The organism is Streptomyces sp. NPDC059900 (assembly GCF_050270335.1).
In the GTDB taxonomy this organism is placed as follows: domain Bacteria; phylum Actinomycetota; class Actinomycetes; order Streptomycetales; family Streptomycetaceae; genus Streptomyces.
The window spans coordinates 1-10,202 of sequence record NZ_JBNNJZ010000297.1 but is presented as its reverse complement, the minus strand read 5'-3'; the positions used below and the strand labels follow the sequence as shown (position 1 = coordinate 10,202).

General features: G+C 71.2%; 11 protein-coding genes. 7 read left to right on the top strand and 4 right to left on the bottom strand.

Annotated features, from left to right (window positions below):
* Positions 1–1,273: DUF1015 domain-containing protein (locus ACQKIP_RS29685; protein WP_427744635.1), on the bottom strand; the 1,273-nt coding region annotated here is incomplete at its 3' end.
* Positions 1,274–1,345: 72 nt separating this feature from the next.
* Here ACQKIP_RS29685 and ACQKIP_RS29680 point away from each other — a divergent pair.
* A complete protein-coding gene (locus tag ACQKIP_RS29680; RefSeq protein WP_365859874.1) occupies positions 1,346–2,374 on the top strand; it encodes an HAD hydrolase-like protein in 1,029 nt (342 codons plus the stop codon).
* Positions 2,375–2,568: 194 nt separating this feature from the next.
* Here ACQKIP_RS29680 and ACQKIP_RS29675 read toward each other — a convergent pair whose 3' ends face one another.
* Together ACQKIP_RS29675 and ACQKIP_RS29670 are read right to left on the bottom strand one after the other, a co-directional pair.
* Positions 2,569–3,399: a siderophore-interacting protein gene (locus ACQKIP_RS29675; RefSeq protein ID WP_365859875.1), complete on the bottom strand. Its 831-nt coding sequence runs from the start codon at positions 3,397–3,399 to the stop codon at positions 2,569–2,571.
* A complete protein-coding gene (locus ACQKIP_RS29670) occupies positions 3,399–4,451 on the bottom strand; it encodes an ABC transporter substrate-binding protein (protein WP_365859876.1) in 1,053 nt (350 codons plus the stop codon). Before ACQKIP_RS29670 ends, ACQKIP_RS29675 begins: the two co-directional genes overlap by 1 nt.
* A 214-nt stretch (positions 4,452–4,665) precedes the next feature.
* On the opposite strand from ACQKIP_RS29670, the gene ACQKIP_RS29665 reads away from it, so the two are divergent.
* The 3 genes from ACQKIP_RS29665 to ACQKIP_RS29655 are packed head-to-tail and all read left to right on the top strand — an operon-like array spanning position 4,666 to position 7,636.
* Positions 4,666–5,709 (top strand): FecCD family ABC transporter permease, encoded by a 1,044-nt coding sequence (locus tag ACQKIP_RS29665; RefSeq protein WP_365859877.1) that lies wholly within the window; start codon positions 4,666–4,668, stop codon positions 5,707–5,709.
* The gene (locus ACQKIP_RS29660; protein WP_365859878.1) at positions 5,706–6,734 is read left to right on the top strand and encodes a FecCD family ABC transporter permease; all 1,029 of its coding nucleotides are present in this window, start codon (positions 5,706–5,708) and stop codon (positions 6,732–6,734) included. The genes ACQKIP_RS29665 and ACQKIP_RS29660 overlap by 4 nt, the downstream gene beginning before the upstream one ends.
* Complete coding sequence (locus ACQKIP_RS29655; RefSeq protein ID WP_365859879.1) at positions 6,731–7,636, top strand: ABC transporter ATP-binding protein; 906 nt, start codon at positions 6,731–6,733, stop codon at positions 7,634–7,636. Before ACQKIP_RS29660 ends, ACQKIP_RS29655 begins: the two co-directional genes overlap by 4 nt.
* Here the strand turns inward: ACQKIP_RS29655 and ACQKIP_RS29650 are convergent.
* Positions 7,620–7,967: an alkyl sulfatase C-terminal domain-containing protein gene (locus tag ACQKIP_RS29650; RefSeq protein ID WP_365859880.1), complete on the bottom strand. Its 348-nt coding sequence runs from the start codon at positions 7,965–7,967 to the stop codon at positions 7,620–7,622. The genes ACQKIP_RS29655 and ACQKIP_RS29650 overlap by 17 nt on opposite strands.
* A 42-nt stretch (positions 7,968–8,009) precedes the next feature.
* On the opposite strand from ACQKIP_RS29650, the gene ACQKIP_RS29645 reads away from it, so the two are divergent.
* From ACQKIP_RS29645 to ACQKIP_RS29635, 3 genes are read left to right on the top strand one after another with little or no spacing between them, the layout of a single operon-like run.
* Positions 8,010–8,354: a hypothetical protein gene (locus ACQKIP_RS29645; RefSeq protein ID WP_365859881.1), complete on the top strand. Its 345-nt coding sequence runs from the start codon at positions 8,010–8,012 to the stop codon at positions 8,352–8,354.
* A gap of 7 nt (positions 8,355–8,361) precedes the next feature.
* Positions 8,362–9,177 (top strand): TlyA family RNA methyltransferase, encoded by an 816-nt coding sequence (locus ACQKIP_RS29640; RefSeq protein WP_365859882.1) that lies wholly within the window; start codon positions 8,362–8,364, stop codon positions 9,175–9,177.
* Between the two features lie 11 nt (positions 9,178–9,188).
* Positions 9,189–10,094 (top strand): NAD kinase, encoded by a 906-nt coding sequence (locus tag ACQKIP_RS29635; RefSeq protein ID WP_365859883.1) that lies wholly within the window; start codon positions 9,189–9,191, stop codon positions 10,092–10,094.
* Positions 10,095–10,202: the final 108 nt, after the last annotated feature.

Below are 10,202 nucleotides of genomic sequence, written 5' to 3'. Positions count from 1 at the left end.
GGTCCAGGTCGCGCAGGACCAGGCCCGACGCGGGCTTGGGGCCGAAGGACGTGGACTTGCGGGGCATCGTGACCCCCTGGCGGGCCAGGTCGCGTACGACCTCTTCGCGGACCGGGTGCATCAGGACGGCCGTGCCGCCGTCGCGTTCCGCCTTCTCCACCGTCGCCGCGGTGTCGTGGATGTACGCGATGTGCTCCGGAGCGTCCGGGATCTTCCATATGTGGTCGAGGAGCGTGGAGTGCAGGACCGTCGCGTCCAGGGTGCGCCAGGCCTCGGGGTGATCGTTGGGGATCGTACCGGCGAGGAGGTCAGGGGACGGGCGGTCGATGAGGTGGAAACCGCCGTCACCCGCGAGGAGGAACGCGTTGCTTTCGGCTGCGGCCTCGGCAAGGGCTTCGAGGGCGCGCGGCAGAGGGCCTTCGACGGTGCGGACGCGGAAGGAGTCCGCGAGGGCCGCGAGGGCTTCGGAGACCGGGAGCCGGTGCAGATAGCGGTGGATGGCGCGGACCCGGAGGGGATAGCGCGCGGTGTCCACGAGGAGGACAAGGCCGTGCTCCCAGGGGCTGGGCGCCGGGTGTTCGGAGCGCAGCCGGAGATAGGTCGCCCAGCGGTGGTGCCCGTCCGCGATCAGGGCCTGGTGGCGGGCGAGATCTGACTGGATCTCGGCGAGGTCGGCGGGGTCGGTGACGGCCCACAGGCGGTGGCTGAAGCCGTCCTCCGTGGTCGTCGACAGGAGCGGCTCGGTCAGCGCGGTGCGTTCGACGACGGCCGTCGCGCCCGTGGTGGCTCCGTTGGAGCGGTAGGTCAGGAGCAGGGGTTCGAGGTTGGCGTTCGTCGCGCGCATCAGGCCCGCCCTGTCCTCCACGACGTGGGACATGACGCCTTCGTGGGGCAGGACGATGCCTTCCTCCGCCTCGGAGAGGCGCAGTGCGCCGATGATGCCGCGCTGGAGGATGCCGGCGTCGCGCTGCTCGTAGACATAGAAGCCGGGCTCCGGGTCGGGGGCGAGGATGCCCTCCGCGAGCCAGGTGTGCAGGGTCCCGGCCGCCTGTTCGTCGCGGGCCGCCTGTGTGGTGGCCTGGGGGAGGATCAGGCGGACGATGTTGTGCGGGTCGGCGGACTCCAGGTGGAGAAGGCCGTCGGGCCGTACGACCACGTCGTACGGAGGGGACGTCACCGCGGCAAGGCTGCCGACCCGTTCGGGGACGTAACGCACGCCTCGGAACGGGATCAGGTCGAGGCCTTGGTCGTCGGTATGACCCGCTGTGTTCATTGCTGCATCGTATGTGTGTCAGTGGCATGAGCGATGATCGGGGGAGTGGGATCGATCGAGGAGCGATGCGTAATGAGCCAGACCGTCAGGACACGCCCCGATGGCAGCCGGAATGTGCTGAGCGAGGCGTATGACACGGCGCTGCTCGATCTGGACGGGGTGGTGTATGCGGGCGGGCAGGCGATCGCGCACGCCGTCGAATCGCTCGGGAAGGCCCGCACGGGCGGCATGCATCTCGCGTACGTGACGAACAACGCGCTGCGCACGCCGGATGCCGTGGCCCAGCATCTGTCGGAGCTCGGCATCGCGACCGGGGCCGCGGACGTCATCACCTCCGCGCAGGCGGCGGCGCGGCTCGTGAGCGAGCAAGTCCCCGCGGGGGCGCGCGTTCTCGTGATCGGCGGGGAGGGGCTGCGGGTCGCGCTGCGCGAGCGCGGGCTCGAGCCGGTCGATTCGGCGGACGACGGGCCGGTGGCGGTCGTGCAGGGGTACGGCGGTCCCGACATGGCGTGGGGGCGGTTCGCCGAGGCCTGCTATGCGATCGCGCGCGGGGTGCCGTGGTTCGCGTCCAACACGGACCTGACGATTCCCAGTGCGCGGGGCATCGCTCCGGGCAATGGCGCGGCCGTCGAGGTCGTCCGTATCGCGACGGGGGCGGAGCCGCAGGTGGCGGGCAAGCCGCTGCCTCCGATGCACCGCGAGACGATTCTGCGGACCGGCGCGGAGCGGCCGTTGGTCGTGGGGGACCGGCTCGACACGGACATCGAGGGTGCGTTCAACGGCAAGGTGGACTCGCTGCTGGTCCTGACGGGGGTCACGGACGGCGCCCAGCTGCTCGCGGCCCCGCCCGAGCACCGGCCCACGTACGTGGACGCGGACCTGCGCGGCATGCTCACCGGTCAGCCCGAAGTGACCCCGGAGGAAGGGGGCTTCGGCTGCGGCGGGTGGACGGCGTCCGCGCGGGGTCACGAGTTGGTGCTCGACGGGGACGGCGAAGCCATGGACGGGCTGCGGGCGCTGTGTGCGGCGGCGTGGACGCAGGCGGGGGACGGGAAGTGCGCGCTGGACGGGGAGAAGGCGTTGACGCGGCTGGGAGTGTAGCCGGCCGGGGGCACGCTGGGGCCCGCTGGAGTGGCTGCCATGGGCATGCGGCCGGTGTGACTCGGACGCCACAGCGCCGGGCTGCTCTGCTGCCCCTTTCCCGCTGAAGCCCCGACCGGCGCGCGGGCGGGGCTTCGGTCGGGCTTCGGACAGGCTTCGGTCGGGCTTCGGGCAGTGTTTCGGGCGGGGCGGGGTCAGGCCGTTTCGTTGCGGTCTATCAGTTCGTCCGTGGTGGTGCCCCTGCGCCAGTAGCCGGAGAAGCAGATCCGCTTGCGGTCGAATGCGCGGTCGCGGACCAGGTGGCGGCGGACCGTCTTGACCGTCGCCGACTCGCCCACGACCCAGGCGTACGGGGTGCCCGACGGCAGCTCAGCGGCCCGGATCGCCGACGGGGTTGCGCCCTCCTCCGTGAGCCAGGTGATCTCGGCGTCGGCCTTCGTCGTCAGCTCCTGCTTGTCCGCCAGGTCGTGGACCTCGATCCAGACGCGGGCCGGTGTGGTGGACGGGAGCGTCTCCAGGATGGCCGCCACCGCCGGGAGCGCCGACTCGTCGGCGGTCAGGAGCACCCAGTCGGTGTCCTGCGGCGGCCTGAACTCGTAGGCGCCGTTCTCCTCCTCGAGCGGGGCGAGCACGCCGATCCGGTCGCCGGGTCCGGCGTTCCGCGCCCAGCTGGTGGCCGGGCCGTCGGAGGGCGAGGGCGCCGGGCCGTGGACCGCGAAGTCGACGATCAACTCGTCCGGATCGCGGCGCAGTTCACGCGTGGTGTAGGTGCGCATGATGCCCCGCACGTCGGGGTCGAGGGCGCACCAGTCGGCGTACCAGTTGGCCGCGTCGCCCGACGTGTCCGGCATGACCGGGGCGTCCTGGCCCGGATGCGGCAGGAACACCTTGATGCGCTGGTCGCGGCCCGCCGAGGCCATCCGCTCCAGGCCGTCGCCGCCGAGAGCCACGCGGATCATGGCCGGGGTGACGTACTCGGTGCGCAGCACGTGGAGATCGAAGAAGTGGTAGGGGGACGCAGTCATCAGGTGAGCCTCTTCGACTTCTCGATGGCGGTGGCGAGTTGTTCGAGCACCGGGGCGTAACCGGCGTAGCTGTAGCGCTCCTCCATGGACCAGGGCACGGTCTGGCCGGCCTTGACGGCGGGGAGCAGTTTCCAGGTGGGTTTCTTGGCGAGCTCCTTGGGCGGCAGCGCGCTCGAACGGTTGTCGATCATGATGAGGTCGGCGTGGTACTTGTCGGCGTTCTCCCAGCTCAGGAACTCCCAGAAGCCCCATTCGTCGCTCTTCTTGCCCTCGACGAACTCGATGCCGAGGTCCTTGAAGTAGTTGAGGTCGCAGTAGGAGTCGGGCACGGCGACGTAGAACTGGTCGGCGTCGCCGGTCATCGCGAGGACCTTCAGACCGCCCTTGGCCTTCGCGTCCTTCGCCGCCTTGCGCAGTCTGCGTTCCGCCTTGTCGAAGCGGGCCCGCGCGGCCCGTACCTTCTCCGAGTCGAGGTCCCCGCCGAGCGACTCCGCGAGTTCGGTGTAGCGCTTGAGGGGGTCGAGGAGCGAGGTGCGGGCGCCCTTGATGCCGACGGTGGGGGCCAGCGCTTCGATCTTCTTGGCGCCTTCCTCGGGGACGAACCAGAGGGCGGGCGGCGGGAACATGTTGCTGATCAGGAGGTCGGGCTTGAGGCTCGCGTACTTCTCGATGTTGAACTGGCCCCAGGACTCGCCCAGGCTCGTCAGTTTGCCGACGTCGAGATCGCCCGCCTGCGGGTTGGGCTTGCCGCCCACCGGCTTGGAGGGGCCGAAGATGCCGGTGACCTCGACTCCGTAGTCGTGCAGGGCGGCGGCCGTGCTGACGAAGGCGACGATGTTCTTCGGGGCGTGGTTCACCTTGGCGGTCCTGCCGCGGTCGTCCTTGAAGCTCCAGGGCTCGGAGCCCGCGTCCTTGGCGGACTTGTCGTCGCTTCCGCAGGCGGTGAGCAGGGCTCCGAGCCCGAGGGCGCCGCCGGAGGCGAGCAGTCCGCGGCGGGTCATGCCCGGGCCGGAGGTGCTTCTGCCGGACAGGGAGCGGTGGGTGGTCGTCATCAGGCTGCCGCCTTCTTCAAATGGGCGACGGCTGCTGACGACTTTGCGTCATCGTCGTTGGCGCCGCATGCTGTCAGGGGTCCGCCGATGACGAGGACGCCGCCCGCGCCGAGCACACCACGACGTGACAGAGCGGGAGGTATCGGGCGGCGGACGTGCATCGGTGGTGCTTCTCTCGTCGAAGTCAAGTGCGAGGGTAGGCTAACCTAACCTGGTGTTGGTCGACAGTCCCCCCGAAGCCAGCGCGGAGACCACACCCGCGCCACCCAAACGCCGCGCGATACGCAGCGCCGGGCTCCTCGTCTCGGTCTGTGTGCTGCTGCTCGTCGTCGTCGCGAGCATCGCGGTCGGTGCCAAACAGATGCCCCTGGACCAGGTCTGGCACGGGCTCTTCCACGACACCGGGACGTACGGCGACGTCGTCGTCGGAGAGCGGCTCTCGCGGACGATGATGGGCGTGCTCGTCGGTGTCGCCCTCGGGCTCGCCGGTGCCGTCCTGCAGGCGCTGACGCGCAATCCGCTGGCCGACCCCGGGCTGCTCGGCATCAACCTCGGTGCCTCGGCGGCCGTCGTCACCGCCATCAGCTTCTTCGGCGTGACCTCGCTGAGCGGCTACGTGTGGTTCGCCTTCTTCGGCGCGGCCGTGGTCGGCGCCGCCGTCTACGCCCTCGGAGGCACCCGCAACGCGACGCCCGTACGGCTCGCGCTCGCCGGAACCGCGCTGAGCGCCGCGCTCTACGGCTATCTCCAGGCCGTGATGATCACGGACAACGCCGCGCTCAACAAGATGCGCTTCTGGACGGTCGGTTCCCTGGCCTCGGCCAAGAACGAGACCATCCTCCAGGTCCTGCCCTTCTTCGTGATCGGCATCGTGCTCGCCCTCGGCCTCGCCCGGCCGCTCAACGCCATGGCCATGGGCGACGACACCGCCCGCGCGCTCGGCGCGCACCTGAACCGCACCCGCGCCCTGTCCATGGCCGCCGCGACCCTGCTCTGCGGGGCCGCGACCGCGGCCTGCGGGCCCATCATGTTCGTCGGCCTGATGGTGCCGCACGTCGTGCGCTCCTTCACCGGCCCCGACATGCGCTGGATCCTGCCGTACGCGGCGATCCTCTCGCCGGTCCTGCTGCTCGGCGCCGACGTCGTCGGACGTATCGTCGCGCGACCCGCGGAACTGCAGGTCGGCATCATCACCGCGTTGATCGGCGCCCCGGTCTTCATCTTTCTCGTACGACGGCGGAGGCTGGCCCAGCTGTGAAGGCGATACGCACCCGGGGCGGGCTCAGCTTCCGCCTCGACGTCCGCACGGCCGTGGTCGTCGCCGTGCTCATCGTGGCCGCGCTCACCGCGAGCGTCGTCCTGATCGGCACCGGCGACTTCTACATCCCCATCGCCGACGTCATCCGCACCCTGCTCGGCAACGGAGACGCCGGGCAGGAGTTCATCATCAACGACCTGCGCCTGCCCCGGGTCCTTGTCGGCCTCCTCGTGGGGGCCGCGCTCGGGCTCGGCGGCGCGATCTTCCAGTCCATCTCGCGCAATCCGCTGGGCAGCCCGGACATCCTCGGCCTCGGCCAGGGGTCCACGGCGGGTGCCCTCGTCATGATCGTCCTCTTCCAGGGCACCGCGGTGCAGGTCGCGGGCGGTGCGCTCGTGGGCGGTCTGGTGACCGGCTTCGCGATCTACGTCCTTGCCTGGAAGCGGGGTGTGCACGGCTTCCGGTTCGTCCTGGTCGGCATCGGCGTCTCCGCCTTCGTCACCGCCGTCAACGGCTATCTGCTCACCAAGGCGGACCTCGTCGACGCCGCGCGTGCCGTCGTGTGGATGACCGGCTCCCTCAACGGCCGGGACTGGGAGCAGGTCTGGCCGCTGCTCGTCCTCTGCGCGATCCTCGTGCCGCTCGTCATGACGTACGCGCGGCCGCTGCGGATGCTGGAGATGGGCGACGACGTCGGATACGCGCTCGGGGTGCCCGTCGAGCGCACCCGCATCGTCCTGATGGGCTCGGCCGTGCTCCTGACCGCGGCCGCCACCGCGGCGGCGGGCCCCGTCAGCTTCGTCGCGCTCACCGCGCCGCAGCTGGCCAGGCGGCTCACCCGCTCGCCGGGGCCGAACCTGCTGCCCGCGATGTTCATGGGCGCCACCCTGCTCATCGTCGCGGACTGGGCCTCGCAGCGGGCCTTCGGCGCCGATCAGCTGCCCGTCGGCGTGGTCACGGGCGTGCTCGGCGGCATCTATCTGCTGTGGCTCCTCGTCATCGAACGCAAGGCGGGGCGGATATGAACAAGCCCACGGACCCCCGTACCCCCAAGAGCACCGACAGGCAGGAGCGTGCCGCAGTGAACCGGCTCGTCGCGGACGACGTGACCCTTGGCTACGACCAGCGCGTCATCGCGGAGAAGTTGTCCGTCGAGATACCCGACAACTCCTTCACGGTGATCGTCGGCCCGAACGCCTGCGGCAAGTCGACCCTGCTGCGTGCCCTGTCCCGGATGCTCAAGCCCTCCGCGGGCCGCGTCCTGCTCGACGGCAACGTCATCCAGTCGATGCCCGCGAAGAAGGTGGCACGGACCCTCGGCCTGCTCCCGCAGTCGTCCATCGCGCCCGACGGGATCACGGTGGGCGACCTCGTGGCGCGCGGCCGCTACCCCCACCAGGGCCTGCTGCGCCAGTGGTCGGCGGAGGACGAGCGGATCGTCGGCGAGTCGATGGCGTCGACCGGTGTCGCCGAACTGGCCGATCGCTATGTCGACGAACTCTCCGGCGGCCAGCGCCAGCGCGTCTGGATCGCGATGGCGCTCGCCCAGCAGACCCCGCTGCTCCTCCTGGACGAGCCGACGACGTTCCTCGACATCCAGCACCAGATCGACGTGCTCGACCTCTGCGCCGACCTCCACGAGGAGCAGGGCCGTACGCTCGTCGCCGTCCTGCACGACCTCAACCACGCGGCCCGGTACGCCACCCACCTCATCGCCCTGCGCGACGGCCAGGTCGTCGCCGAGGGCGCGCCGTCCGACGTCGTCACGACGGAGCTGGTGCGGGACACCTTCGGGATGGAGTGCCAGATCATCGACGACCCGCAGACCGGGACGCCGCTGGTGGTGCCGGCCGCACGGCGGGTGCGCACGAAGGCGGCGGCTGAAGCGGCCGGGGTCGGGGCAGCCGGGGCTAAAGCAGCGACCTGAGGCGGAGCATGTCGCGCAGGCCCGCCTCCAGCTTGACCCGGCCGGAGGCCCAGGCCTTCGCGAAGTTCAGCTCGCCGTCCACCATTGCCACCAGATCGTCGCCGGTCATGGTGAGCCGGATCTCGGCCTTCTCGCGAGGGGGGCCCGGATGGGTGTCGAGCACCGTGATCCGGCCGTTCTCGAGGCGGCCCGTGAAGGTCACGTCAAGATCGGTGATCCGGCAGCTGAGCGAGCGGTCGAGCGCGGCGGCGCCGCGTACGCCGCCTTCGGCGCCCGCCAGGTTGTCGCTGAGTTTGTCGAGCGCCGTGCGGCACTCTTCGATCGTCGCCATCGTGATCGACGGTACCGCAGCGCTTCGCGGTAGCGTCTGGGCATGAGCGACTCGATGCCGGGCCCCGGGCCTGAGCCGGTGGAGCCCGGGCCGGTGGAACCGGCGGCGGCCGAAGAGCGGGCGGAGGCGTACGATCCGGCAGGGCCAGCGCCCCTCGGGGTGGAGCGCGCCCCGACCGGAGACGCCCGGGTCGACGGCCTCCTCGGGCGTCTCGGCGATGCCGACCACCTCGCCACGGACGGCCACATCGAGGTGTACGAGGATGTACACCGGGGACTGCGTGACGCGCTGACCGCGCTCGACGTGCCCCCCGGACCGCCGGTGCCCTCGCCCATGGGGACGCCCGCGGCTTCGTCCCCGCACCCGACCCCGTACAACAGGAGCTGAACAGAACGTGGCAGGAGTGGCACGCCGCCGCCTCGACGCCGAACTGGTGCGCCGGAAGCTGGCGCGCTCGCGCGAGCACGCCAGCCAGCTGATCGCCGCCGGCCGGGTGACCGTCGACAAGAACACCGCGACGAAGCCCGCGACGCAGGTGGAGACCGCCGCCGCCATCGTGGTCGCGACCGACGAGAGCGATCCCGACTACGTGTCGCGCGGCGGCCACAAGCTGGCGGGCGCGTTCGCCGCGTTCGTGCCGCAGGGCCTGGTCGTCGAGGGGCGGCGCGCGCTCGACGCGGGCGCGTCCACCGGCGGCTTCACCGATGTGCTGCTGCGCGCGGGCGCCTCGGGCGTCGTCGCCGTCGACGTCGGTTACGGCCAGCTCGCCTGGTCGTTGCAGAGCGACGACCGGGTCACCGTCAAGGACCGCACGAACGTACGGGAGTTGACGCTCGACCTCATCGACGGCACCCCCGTCGACCTGGTCGTCGGCGACCTCTCGTTCATCCCGCTCGGTCTGGTGCTTCCCGCCCTCGTGCGGTGCGCGGCCCCCGACGCGGACCTGGTCCTGATGGTCAAGCCGCAGTTCGAGGTCGGCAAGGAGCGCCTGGGCAGCGGCGGCGTGGTGCGCAGCACGCAGCTGCGGGCCGATGCCGTACGCGGTGTGGCGCGGCAGGCGTGGGGGCTCGGGCTCGGTGTGCGTGGCGTGACTGCGAGCCCGCTGCCCGGACCTTCCGGAAATGTCGAGTACTTTCTGTGGCTGCGTGCCGGGGCGCCCGAACTCGACCCGGCGGACGTTGACCGTGCCGTGGCGGAGGGGCCCCGTTGACTCAGACCCGAGTGACCCAGACCCGAGCTCGTACCGTTTTCCTGCTCGCGCACACCGGACGGCCTGCCGCCATCCGCAGTGCCGAACTCGTCGTCCAGGGGCTGCTGCGCAGCGGCATCGGCGTACGGGTCCTGGAGGCGGAGGCGGCCGATCTGCCGCTGCCGCCCGAGGTCGGCACCGTGAAGGAGGCCACCCCCCAGTGCCTGGACGGCTGTGAGCTGCTCGTGGTGCTCGGCGGCGACGGCACGCTGCTGCGCGGCGCCGAGTTCGCCCGCGCCTCCGGGGTGCCGATGCTCGGCGTGAACCTGGGCCGCGTCGGCTTCCTCGCCGAGGCCGAGCGCGACGACCTCGACAAGGTCGTCGACCGGGTCGTCACGAAGGCGTACGAGGTCGAGGAGCGGATGACCATCGACGTCGTCGTGCACAGCAACGGCGACGTCGTGCACCGCGACTGGGCGCTGAACGAAGCGGCCGTGCAGAAGATGTCGGCAGAGCGGATGCTGGAAGTCGTCCTGGAGATCGACGGACGCCCGGTCACCGGCTTCGGGTGCGACGGCATCGTGTGCGCGACGCCGACCGGCTCCACCGCGTACGCCTTCTCCGCGGGCGGGCCCGTGGTGTGGCCCGAGGTGGAGGCGCTCCTGATGGTGCCGATCAGCGCCCACGCGCTGTTCGCCAAGCCTCTGGTGACCTCGCCGGACTCGGTGCTCGCCGTCGAGGTCCAGCCGCACACCCCGCACGGGGTGCTGTGGTGCGACGGGCGGCGGACCGTGGAGCTGCCGCCGGGGGCGCGGGTCGAGGTGCGCAGGGGCGGGGTGCCGGTGCGGCTTGCGCGGCTGCATCACGCTTCGTTCACTGATCGGCTCGTGGCGAAGTTCGCGCTGCCGGTTTCCGGGTGGCGGGGGGCACCTCACTAGCGTTCGGCTGGATGGGCGGTTCGGGCTGAGTGGGCGGGGCTGGGCTGGGCGGGGCGGGGCTGGGTTGTCCGGACACCGCGGGTCGGTGGGGGCTGGTCGCGCAGTTCC

Coding starts and splice junctions, on each gene's coding strand:
- ACQKIP_RS29645 (WP_365859881.1), top strand. CDS start 8,010: ATGAGCGACTCGATGCCGGGCCCCGGGCCTGAGCCGGTGGAGCCCGGG.
- ACQKIP_RS29675 (WP_365859875.1), bottom strand. CDS start 3,399: ATGACTGCGTCCCCCTACCACTTCTTCGATCTCCACGTGCTGCGCACC.
- ACQKIP_RS29650 (WP_365859880.1), bottom strand. CDS start 7,967: ATGGCGACGATCGAAGAGTGCCGCACGGCGCTCGACAAACTCAGCGAC.
- ACQKIP_RS29670 (WP_365859876.1), bottom strand. CDS start 4,451: ATGACGACCACCCACCGCTCCCTGTCCGGCAGAAGCACCTCCGGCCCG.
- ACQKIP_RS29655 (WP_365859879.1), top strand. CDS start 6,731: ATGAACAAGCCCACGGACCCCCGTACCCCCAAGAGCACCGACAGGCAG.
- ACQKIP_RS29680 (WP_365859874.1), top strand. CDS start 1,346: ATGAGCCAGACCGTCAGGACACGCCCCGATGGCAGCCGGAATGTGCTG.